Origin of the sequence: Kribbella hippodromi (assembly GCF_039531045.1) — a bacterium.
Lineage (GTDB): Bacteria > Actinomycetota > Actinomycetes > Propionibacteriales > Kribbellaceae > Kribbella > Kribbella hippodromi.
In genome coordinates this window covers 84,371-107,504 of record NZ_BAAAPH010000018.1, presented here as the reverse complement: position 1 = coordinate 107,504, position 23,134 = coordinate 84,371, and the positions used below count along the sequence as shown (strand labels likewise).

The 23,134-nt window shown below is 67.2% G+C and carries 19 protein-coding genes; 9 read left to right on the top strand and 10 right to left on the bottom strand.

All coding sequences use genetic code 11. The annotated features are described in order from the left end of the window. Nucleotides 1–75: 75 nt before the first annotated feature. Nucleotides 76–1,281 carry a DUF2786 domain-containing protein gene (locus ABD260_RS25945; RefSeq protein ID WP_344237294.1) on the top strand — a complete coding sequence of 402 codons (1,206 nt, stop codon included), beginning with the start codon at nt 76–78 and terminating at the stop codon, nt 1,279–1,281. Next, the gene (locus ABD260_RS25940; RefSeq protein ID WP_344237292.1) at nt 1,278–1,805 is read left to right on the top strand and encodes a dTDP-4-dehydrorhamnose 3,5-epimerase family protein; all 528 of its coding nucleotides are present in this window, start codon (nt 1,278–1,280) and stop codon (nt 1,803–1,805) included. Before ABD260_RS25945 ends, ABD260_RS25940 begins: the two co-directional genes overlap by 4 nt. Here ABD260_RS25940 and ABD260_RS25935 read toward each other — a convergent pair. Beyond that, complete coding sequence (locus ABD260_RS25935; protein WP_344237291.1) at nt 1,783–2,373, bottom strand: TetR/AcrR family transcriptional regulator; 591 nt, start codon at nt 2,371–2,373, stop codon at nt 1,783–1,785. The genes ABD260_RS25940 and ABD260_RS25935 overlap by 23 nt on opposite strands. A 124-nt stretch (nt 2,374–2,497) precedes the next feature. Between ABD260_RS25935 and ABD260_RS25930 the strand changes: the two genes are divergently transcribed. Next, nucleotides 2,498–3,967, top strand: coding sequence for an MFS transporter (locus tag ABD260_RS25930; RefSeq protein WP_344237289.1), 1,470 nt, complete (start codon nt 2,498–2,500; stop codon nt 3,965–3,967). Here the strand turns inward: ABD260_RS25930 and ABD260_RS25925 are convergent. From ABD260_RS25925 to ABD260_RS25910, 4 genes are all read right to left on the bottom strand, one after another. Further along, the gene (locus ABD260_RS25925; protein ID WP_344237288.1) at nt 3,956–4,936 is read right to left on the bottom strand and encodes a GNAT family N-acetyltransferase; all 981 of its coding nucleotides are present in this window, start codon (nt 4,934–4,936) and stop codon (nt 3,956–3,958) included. The two genes, ABD260_RS25930 and ABD260_RS25925, sit on opposite strands and share 12 nt — an antisense overlap. Before the next feature lie 36 nt (nt 4,937–4,972). Beyond that, entirely contained in the window at nt 4,973–6,007 is a 1,035-nt protein-coding gene (locus tag ABD260_RS25920) for an alpha/beta hydrolase-fold protein (protein WP_344237287.1), read from the bottom strand. A 16-nt stretch (nt 6,008–6,023) separates the two neighbouring features. Then, entirely contained in the window at nt 6,024–7,706 is a 1,683-nt protein-coding gene (argS, locus tag ABD260_RS25915) for an arginine--tRNA ligase (RefSeq protein WP_425553393.1), read from the bottom strand. A gap of 129 nt (nt 7,707–7,835) precedes the next feature. Beyond that, complete coding sequence (locus ABD260_RS25910; protein WP_344237285.1) at nt 7,836–10,058, bottom strand: bifunctional glycosyltransferase/CDP-glycerol:glycerophosphate glycerophosphotransferase; 2,223 nt, start codon at nt 10,056–10,058, stop codon at nt 7,836–7,838. Between the two features lie 24 nt (nt 10,059–10,082). Between ABD260_RS25910 and ABD260_RS25905 the strand changes: the two genes are divergently transcribed. Further along, nucleotides 10,083–10,856 carry a Fic family protein gene (locus tag ABD260_RS25905; protein WP_344237284.1) on the top strand — a complete coding sequence of 258 codons (774 nt, stop codon included), beginning with the start codon at nt 10,083–10,085 and terminating at the stop codon, nt 10,854–10,856. A 285-nt stretch (nt 10,857–11,141) separates the two neighbouring features. Here ABD260_RS25905 and ABD260_RS25900 read toward each other — a convergent pair whose 3' ends face one another. After that, entirely contained in the window at nt 11,142–11,933 is a 792-nt protein-coding gene (locus ABD260_RS25900; RefSeq protein ID WP_344237282.1) for an HAD family hydrolase, read from the bottom strand. 412 nt (nt 11,934–12,345) lie between these two features. On the opposite strand from ABD260_RS25900, the gene ABD260_RS25895 reads away from it, so the two are divergent. Both ABD260_RS25895 and ABD260_RS25890 read left to right on the top strand, forming a co-directional pair. Continuing rightward, a complete protein-coding gene (locus tag ABD260_RS25895; RefSeq protein ID WP_344237280.1) occupies nt 12,346–14,025 on the top strand; it encodes a chitinase in 1,680 nt (559 codons plus the stop codon). Nucleotides 14,026–14,027: 2 nt separating this feature from the next. After that, nucleotides 14,028–14,930: a helix-turn-helix domain-containing protein gene (locus ABD260_RS25890; protein WP_344237278.1), complete on the top strand. Its 903-nt coding sequence runs from the start codon at nt 14,028–14,030 to the stop codon at nt 14,928–14,930. A 1-nt stretch (nt 14,931) separates the two neighbouring features. Here the strand turns inward: ABD260_RS25890 and ABD260_RS25885 are convergent, their stop codons facing one another. Together ABD260_RS25885 and ABD260_RS25880 are read right to left on the bottom strand one after the other, a co-directional pair. After that, a complete protein-coding gene (locus ABD260_RS25885) occupies nt 14,932–15,381 on the bottom strand; it encodes an aminoacyl-tRNA deacylase (RefSeq protein WP_344237276.1) in 450 nt (149 codons plus the stop codon). Between the two features lie 4 nt (nt 15,382–15,385). Continuing rightward, the gene (locus ABD260_RS25880) at nt 15,386–16,603 is read right to left on the bottom strand and encodes an MFS transporter (protein WP_344237274.1); all 1,218 of its coding nucleotides are present in this window, start codon (nt 16,601–16,603) and stop codon (nt 15,386–15,388) included. Nucleotides 16,604–16,674: 71 nt separating this feature from the next. Between ABD260_RS25880 and ABD260_RS25875 the strand changes: the two genes are divergently transcribed. After that, nucleotides 16,675–17,562 carry a LysR family transcriptional regulator gene (locus ABD260_RS25875; protein WP_344237272.1) on the top strand — a complete coding sequence of 296 codons (888 nt, stop codon included), beginning with the start codon at nt 16,675–16,677 and terminating at the stop codon, nt 17,560–17,562. A gap of 78 nt (nt 17,563–17,640) precedes the next feature. After that, nucleotides 17,641–18,438, top strand: coding sequence for an SGNH/GDSL hydrolase family protein (locus tag ABD260_RS25870; RefSeq protein ID WP_344237270.1), 798 nt, complete (start codon nt 17,641–17,643; stop codon nt 18,436–18,438). 96 nt (nt 18,439–18,534) lie between these two features. On the opposite strand, the gene ABD260_RS25865 is transcribed toward ABD260_RS25870, so the two are convergent. Both ABD260_RS25865 and ABD260_RS25860 read right to left on the bottom strand, forming a co-directional pair. Next, the gene (locus ABD260_RS25865; protein WP_344237268.1) at nt 18,535–20,073 is read right to left on the bottom strand and encodes a cellulose binding domain-containing protein; all 1,539 of its coding nucleotides are present in this window, start codon (nt 20,071–20,073) and stop codon (nt 18,535–18,537) included. A gap of 28 nt (nt 20,074–20,101) precedes the next feature. Continuing rightward, nucleotides 20,102–21,859 (bottom strand): glycosyl hydrolase family 18 protein, encoded by a 1,758-nt coding sequence (locus ABD260_RS25860; RefSeq protein WP_344237266.1) that lies wholly within the window; start codon nt 21,857–21,859, stop codon nt 20,102–20,104. 230 nt (nt 21,860–22,089) lie between these two features. On the opposite strand from ABD260_RS25860, the gene ssd reads away from it, so the two are divergent. Then, complete coding sequence (gene ssd, locus ABD260_RS25855) at nt 22,090–23,127, top strand: septum site-determining protein Ssd (protein ID WP_344237264.1); 1,038 nt, start codon at nt 22,090–22,092, stop codon at nt 23,125–23,127. Nucleotides 23,128–23,134 lie beyond the last annotated feature (7 nt).

Genomic DNA, 23,134 nt, shown 5'->3' with positions numbered 1-23,134 from the left:
TGAGGTCCGGGTTTGTCCACAAGGGAACGGATTCCCGTTTGGGCGGGAACTTCGCGGAGTGTCAGACTCGTCCGCGTGAGTGACGAGGAGATCCGGCGATTGTTGCCGGTGACGGCAGCCGTGGTCGCCGTGCGTGACGATCGCGCCGACGCGCACCTGGCCCGGCTGGGTGCCTACGACGAGCGCGACCAGGCGCAGGTGGATCGCTGCGTGCGGGACTTTCTCAATGAACTGGTCCGCACGGCTTGGGAGCGCGGCTGGACGCCCGCCGACCTCGTCCGGCACGGCCGTCGCACACTGGACCCGGGCGGCGAGCCGCTGTTGCTGGCCGCGATCTCTTCCGAACACGTGAAGTATCGAGTCGCCACCATCGATCCTCGCTGGCTGGATCAACTGGACGAGTTCGGCGTCCCGCAACCCTTCGCCGAGCTGAGCCTGACGGCCTGGGCCGCCGCCGCGCGCGTCGGCCGCTTCCTCACTCTCCATCACGCCTTGTTCGTGGCCGGTTTCCTCCAGACCTTGCCGGTCCTTGCGCGGCTCGTTCCACTGCCGGGTGCTCCGGTGCGCCGCGAGCAACCTGCCATACCGGCGAACGGGAAGATGCTGGCGCGCATCCGTGCTCTGCTTGCGAAGGCGGAAGCGACCGAGTTTCCCGAGGAGGCAGAGGCCCTGTCTGGCAAGGCACAGGAGCTGATGGCCAAGTTCTCCCTCGACACCGCGTTGGTGCAGGCGGACGTGGAGATTCCGGACGACTCTGCTGCCTGCCGGATCTGGCTCGACACTCCTTACGTGTCGGCGAAGGCGCAGCTGGTCGGTGCGGTCGCCGCGGCGAATCGCTGCCGTACGGTCGTGATCGAGGACCTGGCCGTGGTGACGATCGTCGGCGCCGAGCTGGACCTCCGCCACACGGAGCTGCTCAGCACATCCCTGCTGGTACAGGCGAACCGGGCGATGCTTGCTGCTGGCAAACACTTTGGTCATCGTGGTGAGTCCAGGACACGATCGTTCCGGCAGTCGTTCCTGATGGCGTACGCGCAACGGATCGGCGAGCGCCTCGAGCAGACGACCGCCGCGACTCAAGCGGCCGTCTCCGAGGCGGATGCCGGCCGATTGCTGCCGGTGCTGGCGAAACGGGAGGAGCAGGTGGACGCGCTGTTCACCCAGCTGTTCCCGAAGACGACGACCCGGCGGACGCGGATCACCAACGGCGCCGGCTGGGAAGCAGGGCTCTCGGCTGCTGACCAGGCCCAACTGGAAGCGCGCCGGCAGGTACGCCGATGAACATCCACGAAACCACGATTCCTGGGGTGCTGCGGATCGAGCTGGAGGTCAAGGCCAATCCGGACGGCTGGTTCAAGGAGAACTTCCACCGGGAGAGGCTGGCCGCGCTCGGCCTGGAGGTCGTGCAGCACAACGTGGCGTACTTCGCGACGCCCGCGATCGTCCGGGGCATCCACGCCGAGCCGTGGGACAAGTACCTGTCGCCGTCGTCCGGCCGGGTGTTCGTCGCGCTCGCCGATCTGCGCGCCAACGACACCTTCGGCCGGGTCGAGACCTTCGAGCTCGGTACGTCGGACGCGCTTTTCGTACCGCGCGGTGTCGGGAACTCGTTCTGTACGGTGGCCGCGCACACCACGTACAACTTCCTCGTGAACGAGCTTTGGTCGCCCGAGCGCATCACGGTCGACCTGTTCGACCCCGAGCTCCACATCGATTGGCCGTACGAGCGCGCGCGACTGAGCTACACCGAACGGGACGCCGGCAACCCGCCGCTCGCCGAGCTCAGGACGCAGCTGCGGGTTTAGCCGGCCGGAGACCGCAGAGCACGATGTCGAGCAGCCGGTGGGCCTGCTCGGTCTCCATGTCGCGGCCCATGTTGATCCCGCCGACCAGCCGCATGATGTCCATCAGCTCCAGCTCGGGCCGGACATCGCCGGCCGCCTTCGCCTTGTCCAGCAGCAGCGCCCCGGCCTCCTGGACATTCACCTTGCAGGACTGGAAGAACGGCGAATCCTTGCCCAGCGCAACGGTCAGCTCCGAGGCCAGGCTGCCCTTGGACAGGCCGTACCCGAGGAAGCTGCGCAACCACGCGGCCAGCGCCTCGAACGGCTCGAGCTGCCGGTCGAACTCGTACGCCCGGTCGCAGACGGACTGGATCTCCTCGACGTAGACCGCCTCGAGCAGCGCGGTCCGGCTCGGGAACCGGCGGTACAGCGTGCCGATGCCGACGCCGGCGCGGCGGGCGATCTCCTCCAGTGAGGTGTCGGTGCCGTGCTCGGCGAACGTCTCCCGGGCGGCCGTCACCAGCCGGTCGTAGTTCCGCGCGGCGTCCGCGCGGGCCGGCCGCGTGCACGGCAGGGGTTGCGGCGCCATCCAGCCTCCTCCACACGAGTTCCGCCACAATAACGCTTGCAAAGTGGAGGGTGCCTCCGTATCGTATCCGGAGGAGCGCTCCGCTTTCTCTCTCAACTGTAACCCCCACGGGGTAAGGAGCAATATGTCGGCAACATCAGTCGGTTCCGGTACGCCGGTCCGGCGGCCGGGGGTGGTTCTGGCGGTCATCCTGGTCACCCAGCTGATGGTGATCCTGGACGGCACCGTGGTGAACATCGCCATGCCGCACATTCAGCAGGCCCTGCACTTCAGTCCGTCCAGCCTGTCCTGGGTCCAGAACGCGTACGCACTCGCCTTCGGCGGGTTGCTGCTGCTCGGTGCCCGCGCCGGTGACCTGCTCGGTCGCCGCCGCGTGTTCATCACCGGCATCAGTGTTTTCACGCTCGCCTCCCTGCTCGGCGGTCTGGCGCCGAACGCGGAGCTGCTGCTCGCCGCGCGAGTGCTGCAGGGCATCGGTGGTGCCATCGCCGCACCGGCGGCGCTGACCTTGCTGATGCTCACGTACCGCGAAGGTCCCGAGCGGATGAAGGCACTCGGCTACTACAGCCTGGTGTCGTCCGGTGGCGGTAGCGTCGGGCTGGTCCTCGGCGGCATGCTGACGGACTGGGTGTCCTGGCGCTGGGGTCTGTTCATCAACGTCCCGATCGGCATTGTGCTGGTCTTCGCTGCCCGCCGGGTGCTGACCGAGACCGCGCCGGAGACCGGCCGGTTCGACGTGGCCGGCGCACTCACCTCCACGCTCGGCATCACGTCGCTGGTGTTCGGCTTCATCCGGGTCGCCGAGAAGGGCTGGTCGTCGCCGGAGGTGCTGGCCGCGTTCTCGGCAGGTGTCGTACTGCTGGTGTCGTTCGTGCTGATCGAGCGCCGGGTCAGCCACCCGATCGTTCCGTTGCGGCTGTTCAAGTCCGCTCAGCGGTCGGCGTCGTACCTGACCATGCTGCTGGTGGTCGGGACCATGTTCGGGATGTTCTTCTTCCTGACGCAGTACCTGCAGGGCGTGCTCGCGTTGAGTCCGCTCGCGGCCGGTCTGGCCTTCCTTCCGCTGACCGGGTTGCTGTTCACCGCGTCGCGGGTCGTACCGAAGCTGGTGGCCCGGATCGACGGCGGGAAGCTGATGCTGACCGGGTCGGTGCTGATCACGCTCGGCACGATCTGGCTGACCCGGCTGGGTGCACACAGCGCGTACCTGCACGATGTGGTCGGTCCGCTGCTGCTGTTCGGCGCGGGCGCCGGGATGATCTTCATCCCGCTGGTCGGCCGCGCGATCGCGGGCGTCGCGCCGGAGGACTCGGGCGCCGCATCCGGCATGCTGAACGTGGTCCAGCAGGTCGGCGGCGCGCTCGGCCTGGGCATCCTGGTGACGATCTTCGGTACGGCGAGCCGCAACTCGACGTCGACGATTCCCCGCGAGGTGCTGGTCGACGGCGTGCACGCAGCCTTCATCGGCTCGCTCGTCTACGCGGCGGTGAGCCTGACCATGATCATCGTCACCGTCCGCCCGTGGAACTGGTTCCGGTCGCAGCCGGAGCCGGTCGAGACCCCGGCTCCGGCCGTCGTCGACTCACACGTCTGACGGCATCGGCAAGCTGTAGTTGATGTACTTGGAGTGAGTGGTGAAGCCGAGGCCCTCGTACAGGCCGAGCGCACCAGTGGGGTTGTCGGCGTCGACGCCGAGAGCACCCCGCTGGTACCCGGCCTGTGCGGCCTCGGCCAGCACCTTCGCCAGGGTCGCCCTGGCCAGACCGCGCCCGCGGTACGCCCGGCGGGTGCCGACCTGGCCGATGTACAGCTCCCGCACGCCGGTAGCGGCGGTGTTGGCGTCGTACTCGTAGCAGAGCACGTACGCCGCGATCGTCTCCCCGTCCATCGCCAGGTACGACTGGCCGCCCCGGAATGCCCGCGTCCCGGTGGTCCGGTTGGCCCAGGTCTCCGGGTCGCGTGGCGTCGAGCCCCAGTGATCCTGGAACGCCTCGTTGTGCGCCTGCCGGACCGCGTCGTCGTACGCCCGGTCGAACGGCATCACCCGGAACCCATCGGCCACCGGCACCTCGGGTACGGGCTGGTCCAGCGGCCGGCGCATGTCGATGTAGTACCGCACTTCTTCGAAACCGAAGCCGCTGAGCATGGTCGTCGCACCGGCATTGGTACTGATCGTGCCGGCACCGACCAGACCAGGCACTTCCGGGTGGTTTTCCGCATGCAGCTCTTGCGCCCGGCGGATCAGCCAGCGCACGAGTGCCGTACCCAGCCCCTGCCGGCGCCACTCCGGATGCACCGCGCCTTCGGTACGCACCCGGTCGACGTCCACCACGGCGGAGGAGACGACGGCCATGCCGAAGCCGATCATCCGATCGCCGGCCCACAGCCCGATGGTGTCCCGGGCCAGGTCGAGCTTCGGCGCCTCCAGTTGCTCGGCGAGATCCTCGACCCCGAGGTTCACGCCGTCCTGGTCGACCTTCTCCACGTCGGCGGCCAGCACGGCCCACGCCTCGACGTCACTCTTGTCGAGGGGGCGCGCCTCGATCCCATTCGGCCAAGTCATGGCTCGAAGGTACGGCGTCCGCACCGTGACAGCACGTCAATTAGCCGCGAGTTCTTGAGCCAGCCAGCGCACCGCCAGCGGATACCGGTACTCGATGCCGCCATGCGTCCCGTCGAACAGCTCGAAGTGCATCCGGTCGTCGGGTACGCCGGCCTGTTGCGCCGCCCGGTGGAACGCGGTCGCGCCGAGATCGAGGTAGTACTCATCCTCCCGGCCGGCGTCGATCCACACTGCCCGCAGCGAGCGCAGTGCGTCGGCGTACTGCGGCTCCTTGACCATCTCCACCGGGTCGCGGGACAGCCAGCGGGACCAGACCTCCGGGACGATCGCGCCCAGGTCGTCGAACGGCAGTAGTACGGTGCCGTCCGGTTCGGCTGAGTACGCCGATGCGTAGCCGTAGATCTCCAGCAGGTGCAGGTCCTCGTTCGTCGTACGCCCGGTCCGGGTCGCAAGTACCTCGAAGTACTTGTCGTAGCTGCCGTCGTACTTGTCCCGCAGGGTCCTGGCCCGGTCCGGGAACTCAGGGCGGTAGCAGACGTCGAACAGTGCGTCACCGGCGTGCGTAGCGAGCGCACCGAAGACATCCGGCCGCAGCAATGGAGTCACCATCGCCGTGTAGCCGCCACTCGACTTGCCGGTGACAGCTCGGTGATCGCGGTCCGGGATGGTCCGGTACGTCGCATCCACCCACGGCACGATCTCGTCGCACAGATACGACTGGTACTGCCCGGTGCCAGGGGAATCCAGGCATTGGCTGCCGCCGTACTTGGTCCACGAGTCCACGAACACCACTACTGCCCGCGGCACGCTCTCGTCCTGGAACATCGCGTCCAGCAACTCCGGGTACGGCTGCCGGAACGGCACGCGGTTGAACCACATGCCGACGTGGCCGGTGTAGCCCATGGTGACGTAGATGGACGGGTACCGGTCGTCCGACTCGTCATAGCCCGGTGGCAGGTACACGAGCACGGGGCGCTCGTGTGGATCGTCTAGCGGGTTCCCACGGAGCAGTTCACTCGTGTACGTCGTCTGTTCCAGGCGACCGGCGAAGTCGGCGGACCACGGCAGCATCAGCACCTCCGGTGACTTACATGGCGTTGGGGGCCTCGATACCGAGCAGGCCGAGTCCATCCTGCAACACATGCCGGGTCGCTGTGCAGAGTGCGATCCGGCTTGCGCGGGTCGCTCCGGCACTGCTGAGAACGGGGCACTGCTCGTAGAACACCGACAACGCGGACGCCAGCTCATAGAGGTACGTACACAGCTTGTGCGGCTGGAGCGTCTCCGCGACCTGGTTGACGGTACTAGCGAAGCCAGTGAGGAGGAGGGCGAGCCGCTGTTCCGCAGGTTCCTGCAGCTCGGTTACCTCACCACCTGTCGTTCCAGCCTTGCCCAGGAGCCTGGTGAGCCGGGCATGCGCGTACTGCAGGTACGGGCCGGTGTTGCCAGTCATAGCGACCATCCGGTCCAGGTCGAACACGTAGTCATTGCCCCGGTCGCTCGACAGGTCCGCGTACTTGACCGCACCGATCCCGACTGCCCGCGCGGTCGCCGCCCGATCAACACCCTCTCGTCCGGCAAGCAGGGCATCCGCTCTGGCCACAGCACTGTCCAGTAGCTCGACCAGCTTCACCGTGCCGCCGGCTCTTGTTTTGAAGGGCCTTCCGTTCGGCCCGAGTACGGTGCCGAACGAGACGTGCTCTGCTGGGACAGTGGTCGGTAGCCAGCCGGCTGTCCGGGCCAGTGTGAAGATCTGGTCGAAGTGCAATGCCTGCCGGTGGTCCACGACGTACACGATCCGGTTCGCGTGCAGCGTGCTCACCCGGTGCCGTACGGCGGCCAGGTCCGTTGCGCTGTAGCCGAAACCGCCATCTGACTTCCGGACGATCACCGGCAGCGGACTGCCGTCCCGGCCGAGGAACCCAGGCAGGAAAGCGCACATAGCGCCCTCTGACTCGGTCAGTAGCCCCTGCTGTTCCAGCTCCGCGACAACTCTCGGCAGGTCGTCGTTGTACGCACTCTCGCCAACTACATCGCTCCTTGTCAGTGCGGAGCCCAGGAGCGCGTACACCCGCTCGAAGTCATCCAGCGACACGTCCACCATGTGCCGCCAGATCGCCCGCGTTTCCGGATCACCTGACTGCAGCAGTACTACTCTGCCGCGGGACAGGTCCGCAAAGGTGCCGTCGGCATCGAAGTGCTTCCGGCTCCGCTCGTACAGGTGCTGCAAGCCCACCAGATCAAGGGATTCAGCCGTCAGCCCCTCCTCCAGGAGTTGCTCGATCATCATCCCGTACTGCGTACCCCAGTCGCCCACGTGGTTCTGCCGGATCACCTCGTAGCCGACGTGGTTCAGTACGTTGCAGAGCGCGTCACCGATGACGGTGGAACGGAGATGACCCACGTGCATCTGCTTCGCGACGTTCGGTTGGGAGTAGTCGACTACTACCCGTTGGCCGTTGCTGGTGAACGACTGTGGTTCGTTGACTGCCTTGGCCAGGGTGGACGGCAGTAGCGTCAGGTTGATGAAACCGGGACCGGCGATGGTGGGCGGTGCACACAGGTCGTCCAGCCGCATTGCTGCGACCAGGCGTGCGGCAACGTCCCGCGGCGATTGGCTGAGCGCATTGCCGAGCCGGAGCGCAAGATTGCTCTGGTAGTGCCCGAACTCGGGTTTGGTGGCCGACCGCAACTCCGGATCGACGTCGGCGTACGACGAGCCGAACGCGGCCGCGGCGGCAGCGGACAGTCTGGTGGCCAGGACAGGCAGAACTGCGGACATGGCAGAGTCCTTCGGGGAGACGCGACTGGAACAGGCTGGGGTGTTCAGACAGTGCGTCGTCGTCGCAGGCTGAAGCGCACGCGCAGAGCGTGGACGGGCTTCAAGCTGATCGACATGTCAGCCATTATGCACGAAGTACGCCGATGGTGCTGGTGAGCGGTCCGCCAACGGCACGACGGCTGGTACTTCGGTCTCGCCCAGGAACACCCGGCGTACGACCCGCTCGGCCGCCTGCCCGTCGTCGAACTCACAGAACCGCTCGCGGTACAGCTGCCGGTGCTTGGCCGCCTCCGGACTCGCGAAGGTGCCGTTGCGCAGCGCGGCGAACAGCTCCTCGGCGGACCGAGCCACCACCCCGGGTGGGAAGTCGGTGACGTCGAAGTACATGCCGCGCCGGCCACTGTAGAACCCCTGGTCCTCGACGTGCAGCATGATCGGGCGGTCCAGGTTCGCGTAGTCGAAGGTGATCGACGAGTAGTCCGAGATCAGTACGTCGGCCGCCAGCATCAGGTCCTCGACGCGCGGGTGCCGGGACACGTCGATCACCCGCCCGGAGTGCGATTCCGGTGCCTTCGACAACGAATAGTGCGTCCGGACCAGCACCCGGCCGTGCTCGCCGGCGGCGGCCGCCAGCCGGTCCAGGTCCAGCTGGATGCCGGAGCCGCCGAGGTCCATCAAGCCGGTCGGCATCCGGACCGAGTCGACCCCATCACGGAACGTCGGCGCGTACAGGATGACCAGGTGCGAGTCGTCGAACCCGAGCGCGGCCCGGATCGCCCGGACATCCTCGAGGCTCGCGGACAGCAGGCGATCGTTGCGCGGGTAGCCGTACTCCAGTTCCTCGAAGCGCGCCGGGTACGTACGCTCCCAGATCTCCGAGGAGTACCGGTTCGAGGACAGGTTGAAGTCCCAGCGGTCGACCTGGCGCATCAGCTCGTCGAGATCCAGGTCCTGCCCGGCGCGCGGGAAGTGCCGTAGATCGGTCCCCATCGTCTTCAGCGGCGTGCCGTGCTGGGTCTGCAGGTGGATCTGCCCCTCGCGTTTCACCAGGCCCTTCGGCCAGTTCATGTTGCTGATGAAGTACGTCGCCTTGCCGAGCAGCTTCTCGTACGCGGGGGAGTCCGCGACGACGTACTCGACGCCTTCGGGGACTGCGCTGAGCTGGTCGTTGTCGATCACCCACACCCCGCGGAGCTGCGGTGCGAGCTCGGCCGCCTTCTCGAAGATCGCCCGCGGGTTGCAGGCGTACTGCTTGAACCAGTACGCCGCGTACACGGCCAGGTTCGGGTCGAGCTTGCCGCGGCGGAGCAGCTTGCTGACGGCCTTCGGTGGCGTCGACGCGCGTAGCATCCGGGCGCTCAGCTTGAGCGTCGAGTACGTCGCGTAGTCGTCGTGGATGAGCAGCCAGCGCTTGAACCCACGGGCGGTCCTGTCGGTGCTGTACCCCTCCGGCTTCCAGCGCTTCGCGAACGCGTGCGCCGCGTGGAAGAAGTCGGCCCGGTCGTCGGCGTCGATCCGCTCCGGCTTCGCGAGTACGGCGAGGATGTGGTCGAGCGACCGGTCGAACGCGAACCGCCGCCAGCCGGCCAGCTCCGGGTCGGACTGGATGAAGGCGTGCACCCGGTCGTACTGGTCGAAGATGTCCCACTGCTGCCGGCCGCTGGTGGCGTGAATGTTCCCGCCGGTGCGGTGCTGGCGGTAGTGCACGACGACCTTGTCCAGGGTGGCGATCCGCTCGGCGGTCAGCATCGTCGAGTACGTCCACGGCGCGTCCTCGTAGAAGCCGGCGGTGAACGCGAAGCCGTGCCGGGTCAGGAACTCCCGGCGGTACGCCTTGTTCCAGACCACTTCGAGGAAGGTGAGGAAGATCGGCCGTTCGGCCGCCGTGAACACCCCGGCGCCCTCGCGGGCGAACGCGTCGTGCCGCTGGTTCCGGACCACGCGCCCGTCCCAGAAGATCCGCTCGTAGTCGAACAGCACGATGTCGGGCTGGCCGGCGGCGTCGATCCGGGCCGCGATCGCCTCCAGCGACCCGGGCTGCCAGACGTCATCGGCGTCCAGGAACAGCACGTACTTGCCGCGGCACTCCTTCAGCCCGGCGTTCCGGGTCGGCCCGAGACCGACGTTCTCGTCCAGGTGCACCACATGCACCCGCGGGTCGGCGGCCGCGTACTCGTCCAGAATCCGCCCGGACGAGTCCTGGTCGGCATCATCCACCCCGATCACCTCGAAGTCGGTGAACGACTGCCCGAGCACCGAGTCCAGACACGGCCGCAACCAGGCCCGCGAGCCATGGCAGGGGACCACGATGCTGAACCTGGGGACGGTGCCGAGCGCCATGCCACGTCATCCTAGGCTGCGGGTATGAGTGTTGATGTGTTCGAGCCGCTTGCGGGGCTGGAAGGGGTCGGGTCGGCGGCTCGGGCGGCGCGGGATGCGGTGGACGTGTTGCTGCGGGATCGCGGGCTGCGCCGGGTCAGCTCGGACGTGACCGCCGAGGCGCTGCTGCGGGGCGCACACGCCTCCGCCGCACTCGCGGGTAGTACGGCGACACCGGACGACGTACGCCGTGGTGCGGCCGACGGACTGGCCTCCGGAGCGGTCCGGATGACAGCCGAACTGATGACCTTGGCACCGCAGGTGGACACCGCGCCGGTGCAGGTCTGGACCAGACTGCACCAGCTGGCCGCGGCCGACTTGGGCCCGGCCGCTGAGCTCGGCCACCTGCGCACCGCCGCCGAGCCGATCCCGGACGACATCCCCGGCCTCCCGCCCGCGCCACCCGCCGCCGAAATGTGGGAACGGCTGAGCGCGCTCGCACAGAACCTCACCCGCCTGACCAAGGCCCCCGGACTGGTGGTGGCCGCGATCGTGCACGCCGAGCTGGCCGTGCTGCGTCCGTTCCCGACCGCGAACGGCCTCGTCGCACGCGCCGCCGAACGCTGCCTGCTGGTTGCCCGAGGCATCGACCCGGTCGCGGTCACGGTGCCGGAAGGCGGTCACTACCTGTTGCAGGCGTCGTACGCCGGCGGGCTCACCGACTACACAGAGCGAGGGCTGACCGGCGTCCGTGACTGGTTGCTGCGGTCCTGCGAAGTGCTGACAAAAGGTGCCGAGCTGTCGCCGCTGGTCTCCTGAGGTAGTTGCCCTCCGGACATGCCGACGGCGCTCTCGAGTGAGAGCGCCGTCGCTGGCACGCCATCCTGGTTACCATGCGTGCACCGGTTTGCCGCCACAGGACGAGGCCTGGGTCGCGCTGCCCGTTTGGGATGGGCTGGTCGCCGCGTGGGTACCGGGCTGGCGTGCAATCTCTATCCGGATCCGGAGATCCTTTGTTGATTCCTTTGTACTCCTGAAACCCCTTTCTGGGAAGGGGAAGCGGTGCCTTCATGGAGTTGAGAACAATGAAGCTATCTTCAGCTTTCAGGCCGTCCGGAACCGTCGGCGGTACGCCAGCAGCAGCGCGCCGGCAGCCACCGCCGCGACCAGGCCGGCGGCTACCGCGGGTCGCCGGACCCGGCCGACGCGCTCGCCCGGCTCGGTGAACTCCAGCACCGGCCAGCCGCGCTCGATCGCGATCCGGCGCAGCGCCTTGTCCGGGTTGACCGCATGCGGATGGCCGACCGCCGCGAGCATCGGCTCGTCGGTGATCGAGTCCGAATAGCCGTACGAGCTCGCCAGGTCGTACCCCTCGACCGCCGCGAGCGCCGCCATCGCGGTCACCTTGCCCGGACCGTACGCGTACTCGGCGATCTCGCCGGTGTACTTGCCATCGGCAACGACCATCCGGGTGGCGATCACCTTGTCCGCGCCGAGGATCGCACCGATCGGCTCCACCACCTCGGCGCCGGACGACGACACGATCACCACGTCCCGGCCGGCCGCGTGGTGCCGGTCGATCAGCTCGACCGCCTCGGCGTGGATCATCGGCCGGACGATGTGGTCGAGCGTGTCGGCGACGATGCCCTGCACGGTCGCGACGTCCCAGCCGGTGCACATCGCCGAGATGTACTCGCGCATCCGCTCCATCTGGTCGTGGTCCGCGCCACCGAGCAGGTACACGAACTGGGCGTACGCGCTGCGCAGCACGGTTCTTCGGTTGATCAGTCCACCGGCGTAGAACGGGCGCGAGAACGCGAGCGTGCTCGAGCGGGCCAGAATGGTCTTGTCCAGATCGAAGAAGGCCGCCGAGCGAGCCGTGCCGGGGTGCGCCATGGACCGAGCATAGGCAGCCGGGAGAAACGCCGGGGACCCCCGGGCTTTTGCGTCGGCCGGTATCCCGTTAGACTGGGGATCAGTGTGACAGTGGCTCTGTTTCGGGCCCTGGGTGGCGCGATCCGGTTGAGATTCAACTGAGATGTGTAGCACCAGGTCTCGGGGGGTACATAACTCCCTGACAGTGGCAGACTGTCGCCTCCTGAACGGCCCCCGGCTCCTCCCCCCGAGCCCGTGGCCGAAGACGGCCCCCGGTCACCCCCCCGCCGGGGGCCGTCGCCTTTCCTCTTACTGCTGGCTTGGTGCTGGCCTCGCGGGTAGCAGTAAAGATTTTCGCTTTCCTGCGCGTGGGAGCGTTCTCATTTTATGCAGGGTCTTGACAATGTAATCGCGCGGTCACAGTTTGTAGGGCATGAACCCGCCTGCACACCGCCCCCAGGCAGCGGTCCTCATCAGCCTGCTCGCCGTATTCATGGCCTTTCTGGTCCCCAGCTCCGCCACCGCGGCCACCAATCTCGTCACAAACGCCGGCTTCGAGTCCGGCACCTTGTCGGGGTGGAACTGCCCAGCCGGCGGCGTGACGACGACCGCACCCCACTCCGGCGCGTACGCCCTCCAGGCCGCGCCCAGCGGAAGCGACATCGCCCAGTGCTCACAGTCAATTGCGGTCCAGCCCAATACCGCCTACACGCTGTCGGCTTGGGTGAAAGGGTCGAATGTCTATCTCGGAGTCGACGGTGGTCCTAGTACGTGGACGACGAGTTCCAGCTGGAGTCAGCTGACCGTTCCGTTCACCACTGGTGCGTCAGCGACGTCGGTGACGATCTACGTCCACAGCTGGTACGCGCTGCCGGCGTACCAGGCTGATGACGTGGTGCTGGACGGACCTGGTGGGACGGCGGACACCACGCCGCCGTCGACGCCGACAGGTCTTGCTGTCGGTAGTCCTACGTCGAGCTCGCTGAAGCTGAGCTGGTCGGCGGCGTCGGACGCGAATGGCATCGACCACTACGACGTGGTCCGGGGTACGGGCGCGGCGCAGGGCGTCGGCAATGTGACCGGGTGGACAGCTACTGGGCTGACTGCGGCCACGACGTACTCATTCAAGGTGCGGGCGTGTGATCCGAGCGGCAACTGCTCGCCTTACGGAGCGGCTGTGTCGGGTACCACCTCCGACGGCGGCACCAACCCACCAGCAGGCAATCTGCCGGCGCATGTGCTCACTGGGTACTGGCAGAACTTCAACAACGGTGCGACCGTGCAGAAGATCTCCGACGTGCCGGCAGCGTACGACTTGATCGCAGTCGCCTTTGCGGATGCCGACGCGTCAAGGCCGGGTGGCATCACGTTCAACCTGGACAGCGCCGGACTCGGCGGGTACACCGTCGCGCAGTTCAAGGCGGACATCGCGGCGAAGCAGGCGGCCGGCAAGAAGGTGATCCTGTCCGTCGGCGGCCAGAACGGCACCATCTCGGTCGCTGACCCCACCGCTGCCGCGAACTTCGCATCGAGCGCACTGTCGGTGCTGCGGGAGTACGGGTTCGACGGGATCGACATCGACCTGGAGAACGGCGTCAACGCGCAGTACATGGGTCAGGCGCTGCACAGCCTGCAGAGTCAGTTCGGCAGCGGACTGGTAGTGACGATGGCGCCGCAGACGATCGACATGCAGAGTACGTCGGCCGAGTACTTCAAGCTGGCGCTGGCGATCAAGGACATCCTGACCATCGTCAACGTGCAGTACTACAACTCCGGCTCCATGAACGGCTGCGACGGTCAGGTCTACTCACAGGGCTCGGTCGACTTCATCACCGCGCAGGCCTGTCTGATGCTGCAGGGCGGTCTGCGTCCCGACCAGGTCGGTCTCGGTCTGCCGGCGTCATCTCGTGCCGCCGGTAGTGGGTACGTCTCGCCGTCTGTCGCCAACAACGCGCTGGACTGCCTCACCAAGGGCACCGGTTGCGGCAACTACAAGCCGAGCACGCCGTGGCCGTCGCTGCGTGGTGCGATGACTTGGTCGACCAACTGGGACGCGACGAACGGCAACCAGTTCGCGACCCAGGTCGGCGGCCATGTGCATTCGCTGCCCTGATCATGCACAGCTATCAACCGGCTCCGGTGCTGGAGGCGCTCGGTGTCTGCTCGGAGGACGAGCAGCTCTACCGGGTGCTTCTGGCCCGCCCGGAGTCCACTGCGACTGATCTGGCTGCTCTGGTCGACTGGCCCGCCCATCGGGTCAGTCGGCATCTCCGGTCGCTGCTGTCGCTCGGTCTGGCGTCCCGTACGCCAGGCCGTCCGGCTCGGTACGTTCCGGCTGTACCGGAGGCTGCGGTCGAGCTACTCGCGCTACGCAAGCAGGCGGCGATCGTGGAGGCCCGGCTGGGTGCGTCGGTGCTGACAGCCGAGTTCCGGCAGCCGGATGCGTTCACGGTCATCCGGGGTACTGAGGCGATCGCGCAGCGGTTCTACCAAGCGCAGCAGTGCGCTCGGGAGGAGGTACTCGTACTGGATCGGCTTCCATACACATTGCTGCGGGTAGGGCGCGGTGTTTCGTACCGGACGATCTATGACATGGCCTCGCTGGCTGAACCGGATGAGCTGGTAGCGGCACGTTCCACTGGGTGCCGGATGCTGCGTGACGTACCGCTGAAGCTCATGCTGGTGGATCGCCGGGCTGCACTACTCCCGACTGCGCCGGACGTGGTTGTGGAGCTTGGTCCGTCGAGCTTGCTGGACGCACTGCTCCGGCTGTTCGACCTGCTCTGGCATCAGTCGAGCCCGCTCACGCCCACGCTCTCCGGCGGTCCTTTGAGTTCAGAGGACCAGCAGCTCCTATCACTGGCCGCGGCTGGGTTGACGGATCAAGCCATCGCCCGTCGCCTGGGCGTGGCGCAGCGAACCGTGGAGCGCCGGATGCAGCGCATCCTGCGTTCTCTCGACGCCACCACCCGCTTCCAAGCCGGCCTGCGCGCCGGGCAGCAGGGGCTGCTCGCCTGAATCAGTCAGTCACATCCGCCACGGTGGCGCCCAGGGCCTTCGTCAGCGCCTGCGCGTCCACCGTGATCCCGACTCCGTGGTCACCGCCGCCGATCGAGATCGTCCCGGTGATCCGCTCATCCGCGATCACGGGCCAGGCCTGCGTACTTCCGAGCGGTGTGATCGTTCCGCGTACGTAGCCGGTGACCTCGTACGCGGTGTCCTTGTCCGGCATCGACATGCGCTTCACACCGAGCAGCGCCCGCAGCTTCGGCCAGGCGATCTCGCGGTCACCAGGTACCAGGACGAACCGGTAGTCGTCATCCGACAACCGCACGACGATCGTCTTGATCAGCTTGGCCGGTTCGATCCCGCGCGCCGCCGCGGCTTCCTCCAACGAGTTGACCCGGCCGTGCCTCGTCACCTCGTACGTGAGTCCCAACTGGTCAGCCGCATCGGTAGCTTTGGTCACTCAGCTAGTTTGGCACCCGGCTGGGAACGTTCTTGAGCAATAGCGCGAGGACGAAGGTCACACCGAACAGGACACCGGCCTCGGCCGCTACACCGGTCCACTGAGCGCGGCTCCACGCCGTACCCGCTAATCCTCCGAAGACCGAGGACCCCAAGTAGAACGAGAACAGGTACATGCTGGACGCCTGTCCGGTACCTACTCCACTGGCGTGCGCCCGGGCAGGTACCCAGCCGCTGGCGACGCCGTGTACCGCGAAGAACCCTGCTGTCATCACAGCGAGGCCTAGCACGATGAACGGCAGTGGAGCAGCCAGTGTGATCGCCACACCGGCCAGAGTGATCAGGCAGCCCACTGGTACGACAGCGCGGCGGCCGAAGCGGTCTGCCAGCGATCCAGCGGTCGCAGAGCCCGCGGACCCGAGTAGGTAGACGCAGAACACCAGCCCGGCGGCGCCTGCGCTCAGCTGGTACGGCGATCCGGACAGGCGGAACACCGCTCCGTTGTAGATCGCTACGAACGCGCCTACTGCGGTCGCTGCGATCCCGTACAGCGCGAGGAGTGCGGGATCACGCAGTACTCGTCCGGAGAACAGGTCGCGTGGACGTGCTGCACTGGGTTGGAAGTTCCGCGAGGCCGGCAGGAGCAGCCAGACGACGGTCGCGCACAGTACGCCGACGACCGCGATGCCGGCGGTTGCGAAGCGCCAGCCGCCGGCGTCGGACAGTCCGCCGGCAATGAGGCGTCCCGCCATCCCACCAACCGCCGTACCCGCGATGTAGAGGCCGCTGGCCCGCGCGTGACTGTCTTGGTGCACCTCCTCCCGCAGGTAGGCCATCGCAACAGCGGGTAGGCCGGCCATTGCGATGCCCTGCAGACCGCGCAGTACGAGCAGGGTGTTCCAGGTCGGTGCGAAGGCACTCAGCAGGGCGAACAGGGAGGTCGCAGCTACCGACCAGCGCATCAGGTTGGTCCGGCCGAGTACCTCCGAGGCTGGACCGGCCACCAGGAGTGCCAGGCCGAGGCCGAACGTCGCGATCGAGACGCTGAACGCACTCTGGCTGGGGGAGATGTGGAATGCGGTGACGAGCTGTGGGAGCAGCGGCTGGGTGCTGTAGAGCAGGGCGAACGTCGCGAGTCCGGCCGCGAACAGTGCGACGGAGAGCTTGCGGTACTCCTTGTCGCCGGGCAGGTACCCGGGCTGGTGCGCGACGGATTGGTGCATGTCTTCGACGGTCGCACGCGGAACGTGATACGTAAAATGTCGATCTCGGCAGAAATCGATACGATTTCAGTATGCATGTCGAGGATCTCCGGTGGTTCGTCGTCCTCGCGGACACCGAACACCTGACCGCAGCGGCGGCCGCACTGGGTACCAGCCAGCCGAACCTGACACGTTCGCTGCAACGGGTCGAGCGCGCTTTCGGCGTCGCACTGTTCGAGCGGGAACCACGGGGCGTCCGGCTGAACCCGTACGGGCGGCTGGTACTGGAGGCCGCGCGTACTGGAACGGCGGCCGTGGATACCGCCAAGCGCCGGATCGACGCGCTGCTCGACCCCGACTCCGGGACAGTGCGGCTGGCGTTCCTGCACTCGGTCGCGACCAGCCTGATGCCCGACCTGCTGAAGGAGTTCCGGGCGGCGGCGCCGCAGGTGGAGTTCGAACTCCGGCAGGAGCCGGCGCACGACATCGTCCAGGACCTCGAGTCGGGTGAGGCCGAGATCGCGATCCTCGCGCCCCGTGCGGACCCCGCGCTGTACGGCTGGCACCTGCTGGAGCGGCAGCGGCTGTGCCTGCACGTACCGCCTGGGCACGCGCTGGCGTCGCGGCACCGGGTCGAGCTGGAGGCGGCGCGGGACGAGGCGTTCGTCGGACTGCAGCCCGGCTTCGGGTTCCGGCGGGTGACGGATCGGCTGTGTCGCGAGGCGGGTTTCAGTCCGCAGCTGGCGTTCGAGGCGACCGACCTCGCGACCATCGACAGCTTGGTCGGCGCCGGGCTCGGGGTGGCGATCCTGCCCGCCGGATCGGTGCGTGGAAACGACAGTGGCGCGGTCTCCGTACCGCTGGCCGGCGTTCAAGCCCGGCGGGAGATCGGGTTGTCGTGGCGGTTGAGTACACCGCTGACCCCGGCGGCGGAGCGGTTCCGGACGTTCTTCCGGACTCGGCCGGTGACGTCCAGTTGACAACGATTGCCGGAGCGTTCGCTGAGAATCCAGGTGTCGACTTGCGGTGACAGGCCTTTCCCGCGCACTCTTTCCTGCGTGAGAAAGCCTCAGGATTCGTTCCGCCCGAGTCGCCGGCTGCTGTTCGCGGCCGGAACAGCGGCGGCCGCGTCGACAGTCGCGGCCTCAGCGGCTCCGGCCTCGGCGGCCGAGGCGGCGGCAGGCTCCCCGGCGGCGGCGATGGCGGCCGCCGATGGACTCACCTCGCTCGGCAACTACGGCTCCGGCGTGCTCGGCGCGTGGGACCGGCAGGCCCGGGCGATCTCGAACGAGGCACAGATCCGCCGGACCCGGGAGAGCGACGGCGTCTTCATGTTCGGCGACAGCATCGGCGTCCAGGACGGTCCGCCGCTGGCGCGGCAGCTGTCGAAGCTCGGGATCAGCATCGCCGTACACAACTGGGCCGGCCGTCCGGTGACACCGGCGGTGGATGCGCTGGAGACGTGGGCACAGGACTACGGCTTGCCGCACCGGATTCTGATGTCTGTCGGCTCCAACGACATCTTCACGCCGCCCGCGGTGGCCGCGCAGGTCGACCGGACGATGCAGATCGTCGGCGAGGAGCGGACCGTGTACTGGGTGAACGTGCAGGCCGCCCGGACCGCGCACGGCCCTGACGTCAAGGTCGCGGACCAGCGCAACAGCGCCTGGATCAACCTGCAGCTGGCCGACGCCCAGCGCCGCTACGACAACCTGCGGATCGTGCACTGGGCCGAGCACCTGGCCTCCAGCCCGAACCGGCTGGCCCGCTACCTGCGCGACGGCCTGCACCCGTCCGTGACGCTCGGGCAGAACGCCCGCAACGGCCTGATCATCGACGCGATCAAGGCCGGCTGAACGCGGGGTTGCGCTCAGCCGGCCTCCTCTAGAAGCCCGCGGTCGCCCTGTCTTGCTTAGGAGCCGGTGGGATCGCGGTTAGCCGGCCTGTCTTGTCTAGAAGCCCGCGGTGATGCGGGTGAAGTCCCAGTCGCCCTGGGCGATTCCACTGCAGTTGGACACCACCCCGCCACCGGCGCAGCCTCGATCCCGGTTCACGGACCAGAACGCCAGCCGGCCGAGCCCGTTGCTCTTCGCCCAGTTGGTGATGTTCTGCCAGGCCGCGGTGGTGGTCATCTCCTGCTGGTCGGACACTCCGTTCATACCGGAGATGCCCTGGTGCGCGTACGCCTCGGCGGTGGACCAGCCGAAGGTCGACTTCAGCTTGTTGTTCAGGCCCTGCGACGCGGCGACCGTGTCGTTGTAGATGTTCGAGCTGCCGAAGTCGAACGGCATCAGCGTGAAGATGTCGATGTTCGCGCCGAGGGCCTTGGACCGGTCGATCAGCCGGTTGCCGTAGTACGTCGGCCCGGTGGTCGACGTACCGAACGTGACGACCGTCTGGATGCCCGGGTTGTTCTGCTTGATGATCTTCAGCGCGGTCAGGATGCGGTCCTGTACGGCCTCGTTCTCGAACTCGTCGGAGTTCTCGATGTCGATGTCGATCGCCTTCAGGTGGTACGCGTTGATCACCTGCTGGTACGCGCCGGCGAGTGCTTCCGGCGTACTGCAGTTCGGCCCGAGCTTGTTGCCACTCCAGCCGCCGAACGACGGTACGACGTCACCACCGGCCGCACGGATCGCGGCGATCGCGTTGGCGTCCGCACTGCCCTGTAGCGGGCGGCTGCCGTCCCACGCCGGGTTGCAGCCACCGGACGAAAGCACGAACGCCATCGTGAACCACTTGATCCCGGTCGCGTTCATGACGGTTGCGGGGTTGGGCGGGTCGCCCCAGCCCATGTACAAGTACGGTGCTGCTTGCTTCGTACCCGTACTGCCGCCGGTGCCGGTCTTGACGGAGACGCTGCTGCTCTTCGGCCCTTCACCAGCACTGTTGGACGCACTGACCTGGTAGCTGTAGGACGTGTTCGCAGCGAGACCAGAGTCCGTGTACGACGCGCCTGTGGGGGAGCCGACCTTCGTACCGTTCCGGTAGACGTTGTAGCTGGTTGCACCGGAAGTTGCTGACCACGTAAGGCTGACGGTTGACGCGGACGCCGTACCGGACAGGCCCGTTGGCGTGCCGGGGACTGTGCCGCCACCGCCACCGGAGCAAGAGCCGCCGTTCAGTCGGCAGGAGGCGACGCCGGCGAAGTTACCCGGACTGCCGTTGAAACCGAAGCTGGTCGTCGCGCCCGGGGCTAGCGGTCCGGCCCAGCTTGGCGGAGTGAAGGTGTGGGTCTGTCCACTGCTGGTGTGGTTGGCGTCCCAAGTGCTGGTGACGGTGTAGCCGGACGGGAAGTCGAGAGCGACCGACCAAGTGCTGAGCGAGCTGGTAGTGCTGTTGGTGACGGTCACCTTGCCTTCGAAGCCACTGCCCCAGTCAGACACTTTGGTGAAGGTGGCGGTGACTCCTGCGGCGCTGGCCGCTGGTGCGGTGAGCAGGGCGACAACTACTGCGGTGATGGCCGCAATCGCCAGGGAGATGCGTTTCATGATGCTCCGATCAGTGGGCGGTGCTTGATCAGACCCGGCTCCAGAGGGCGGGGACGTTCGGGGGCTCCCAACCGGTCAGGGAGGTGTGACCCTGGATGCACTTGTAGGTGACGCCGTTGTAGGTGACTAGCGCACCCGTCGCGTACGCCGTGTTCGGCGCCCACGGGGTGGCGGTGCCTGGTGGTGTCGTGGGCGGCGTGGTTGGGGGCGTGGTCGGCGGTGTCGTGGGTGGGGTCGTCGGCGGCGTTGTCGGTGGCGTGGTCGGCGGGGTAGTAGGTGGCGTGGTGGGTGGGCCGCTGCATCCTGCTGTGCCGGCGTTGACCGCGTCGACCACGTTGTTGAAGAGGGTGACGTTCGGGTCCAGCGCCTCGAGCGAATACATCATTGCTCCGGCCAGCCCGTTGCAGTGCTGGTAATCGGCCTTCGCCTTGATCGACTGAGCATTGTCACCCGACCAGAACGTGCCGTTGCTGTAGAACCACGACGACTTGGTGACGTCGTCGAAGTGCGTCGCCGACGGGTTGTCGACGAAACCGGTCAGCTCCTTGTAGAACGAGACACCCGGAACGTTGCCGCTCAGTGCATGGCCGTCCGCCGGGCCGGTCGCCGTCTGGTACTTGCCGTTGTCAGTTGCCGGAACGCCCTTCCAGCCCCTGTAGTAGAAGGGGTATCCGATGCTCAACTTGTTCGCGGGGAATCCGCCAGGGATGCCGTACGCCGCGTCGCCGGTCGTCCATGCCTTCACCGCGGAGTCGATCGAGTACTTGCCCTGACCTGGCGGGATCGGATTGCTCGGGTCGTTGGGCGCGGTGTAGAGCGGGTCCTGGAAGTTCGTCGGACCGGTTGCCTCCCAGCCGCCATGCATGTCGTACGTCATCACGTTGTTGTAGTCGAGGTACTGCCCGATCTTGTTGGTCTCGATCGTGGCGATCTTGTCCTGACCGGCCGGGGTGGCCGCGGTGAGGTAGTACTTCTTCCCGGTCTGGTTGCCGTAGGCATCGAGTTGGGCACGGAACTCGGCCAGGAGCAGGGTGAAGTTCTGCTTGTCCGCCGCGCTGTAGTGGTTACCGGTGTGGCCGCCCGGAGAGCCCGGGTACTCCCAGTCGATGTCCACCCCGTCGAAGATTCCGGCTCCGGTACCCGGTCCGCCGAACCCGTCGATCACCGGCAGGTCACCCTTGAGGAACATGTTCACACATGAGCTGACGAAGGCCTTGCGCTTCGCGTCCGTGGAGGCGGCGTCGGAGAAGTACTTCGAGTACGTCCAGCCGCCGATCGATATCAGGATCTTCAAGTTCGGGTACTTCGCCTTCAGCTTCTTGAGCTGGTTGAAGTTCCCCTGGATCGGCTGGTTCCACACGTCACCGACCCCGTCAACGCTGATGTCGGCGCCGTACGACTTGCCGTAGTCGGCGAACGCGTCACCCGCGCCGTCACCGGCATTCGGGTTGTTCTCGTCCTGCGATGCGGCCTTGTTGGCCATGAAGCAGGTGTGATCGGTCGGGTGGATGTTCGCGAAGGCGTAGTTCAGGAAGTCCAGCTTGCCGGCCACGCCGGTCGTGATCAGGTTCTTCGGATAGAAGGCGTTGGCGTAGATCCCCCACTGGGTGAAGTACGCCGTCTTGACGCCGCCGCTGGTCGCCTGTGGCGCGGCAACGGCTGCATTTACTGGGGTTGCCGCGTCGGCGGCGCGGGCGTCCGGGCTCGCGAGCGAGACGCCGGCGGCGGCGATCAGGGCGGTGGCCGCGACGGTGGCCGTGGCGACGAGCGTGCGTAATCGACTCATCAGATTCCTCCGGAGCGTGGGGCGGAAGCGGTCCGGTGACTTTAGTTAAAGACGCTTCGAAAGGAACGGTAACCCTTCCCGGCGGCTTGGTCGCCGCCTCGCCGTGGCGGGTTCCCGCTGCTGACGGAAACCCGACAACCCCTTTGTCCACAGGGAATTCACTGCCGGTCCGAAACACCCCCCGGCAACGGCATCTTCTAGGCATGGACCCACAACCACCCTCGGTGCTGATGGCAACTACCAACGACGACCTACTCGAAGATCTGCTCCGCCTGACCGCGGCCGCCGCGGTCACCCCACTGGTCGAGCCCGACCTGCTGGGCCTCCGGCGCAGCTGGCACAGCTGCAATCTGGTGGTCGTCGGCAGCGACCTGGCCGAGCCGCTGGCCCGCGTTCGGCCCGCGCACCGTCCCGGCGTCGTCGTGGTCGGTTCGGCCTTCGACGGCGACGAGCTCTACCGCTGCGCTTTCGACGTCGGTGCCGATGTCGTCTGCCGGCTGCCCGACGACGAGGCGGTGCTGGCCGGCAAGATCTCCGACGCCCTGGACGGCGCCACCCGCACGGCCGTCACGCTCGCCTTCGTCGGCGGCTGCGGCGGTGCCGGTTCAACCACCCTCGCCGCCGCCGTGGCCCTGCTCGGCAGTCGTCGCGGCTTCCGCACGATGCTCATCGACGGCGATCCGTTGGGCGGCGGAATCGAGCTGGCCCTCGGCATCGAACACGACCCCGGCGATCGCTGGCCCAAACTCCTGAATGCCTCCGGCCGCATCAGCGCAGCCGCTCTCCGCTCCGCCCTGCCATCCGTCGACGACCTGGCCGTCCTCTCCTGGGACCAGTCCGACGTGACCGTCCTCCCACCCGAAACCATGACCTCGGTCATCGACGCCGCCCAACGCAGCAACGACTTGGTGGTCCTGGACCTCCCTCGCCGCCCCGACCCAACCGCTGAGGAAGGCTTCATCCGGGCCACCGCCACCCTCTTGGTAGTCCCCTGCGACGTCCGCTCCACCGCCGCCGCAAAACGCCTGACCGGTCCCCTCCGCACCGTAGCCGCCGACCTCCGCTTGGTAGCCCGCCAGTCCCGCCACGCCCTCTCCGCCAACGACGTGGCGACTCACCTCTCCTTGCCCCTAGCAACACAACTCGGCACCGACCGAGCCCTCCCGCTAGCCATGGACCAAGGCCGCTTCACCCCGACTCCCCGAAGCCCCCTAACCCAAGCCGCCACCACTCTCCTAAGCCTCTTCAACCCACCCATCCAGGCCTAATGCCGAC

What these genes read in the sequence shown, in the direction of transcription:
- ABD260_RS25940 (WP_344237292.1), top strand. Translation starts at nt 1,278, where the DNA reads ATGAACATCCACGAAACCACGATTCCTGGGGTGCTGCGGATCGAGCTG.
- ABD260_RS25865 (WP_344237268.1), bottom strand. Translation starts at nt 20,073, where the DNA reads ATGAAACGCATCTCCCTGGCGATTGCGGCCATCACCGCAGTAGTTGTC.
- ABD260_RS25910 (WP_344237285.1), bottom strand. Translation starts at nt 10,058, where the DNA reads ATGGCGCTCGGCACCGTCCCCAGGTTCAGCATCGTGGTCCCCTGCCAT.
- ssd (WP_344237264.1), top strand. Translation starts at nt 22,090, where the DNA reads ATGGCAACTACCAACGACGACCTACTCGAAGATCTGCTCCGCCTGACC.
- ABD260_RS25900 (WP_344237282.1), bottom strand. Translation starts at nt 11,933, where the DNA reads ATGGCGCACCCCGGCACGGCTCGCTCGGCGGCCTTCTTCGATCTGGAC.
- ABD260_RS25860 (WP_344237266.1), bottom strand. Translation starts at nt 21,859, where the DNA reads ATGAGTCGATTACGCACGCTCGTCGCCACGGCCACCGTCGCGGCCACC.
- ABD260_RS25920 (WP_344237287.1), bottom strand. Translation starts at nt 6,007, where the DNA reads ATGCTGCCGTGGTCCGCCGACTTCGCCGGTCGCCTGGAACAGACGACG.
- ABD260_RS25875 (WP_344237272.1), top strand. Translation starts at nt 16,675, where the DNA reads ATGCATGTCGAGGATCTCCGGTGGTTCGTCGTCCTCGCGGACACCGAA.
- ABD260_RS25935 (WP_344237291.1), bottom strand. Translation starts at nt 2,373, where the DNA reads ATGGCGCCGCAACCCCTGCCGTGCACGCGGCCGGCCCGCGCGGACGCC.
- ABD260_RS25895 (WP_344237280.1), top strand. Translation starts at nt 12,346, where the DNA reads ATGAACCCGCCTGCACACCGCCCCCAGGCAGCGGTCCTCATCAGCCTG.
- ABD260_RS25880 (WP_344237274.1), bottom strand. Translation starts at nt 16,603, where the DNA reads ATGCACCAATCCGTCGCGCACCAGCCCGGGTACCTGCCCGGCGACAAG.
- ABD260_RS25905 (WP_344237284.1), top strand. Translation starts at nt 10,083, where the DNA reads ATGAGTGTTGATGTGTTCGAGCCGCTTGCGGGGCTGGAAGGGGTCGGG.
- ABD260_RS25890 (WP_344237278.1), top strand. Translation starts at nt 14,028, where the DNA reads ATGCACAGCTATCAACCGGCTCCGGTGCTGGAGGCGCTCGGTGTCTGC.
- ABD260_RS25930 (WP_344237289.1), top strand. Translation starts at nt 2,498, where the DNA reads ATGTCGGCAACATCAGTCGGTTCCGGTACGCCGGTCCGGCGGCCGGGG.
- ABD260_RS25925 (WP_344237288.1), bottom strand. Translation starts at nt 4,936, where the DNA reads ATGACTTGGCCGAATGGGATCGAGGCGCGCCCCCTCGACAAGAGTGAC.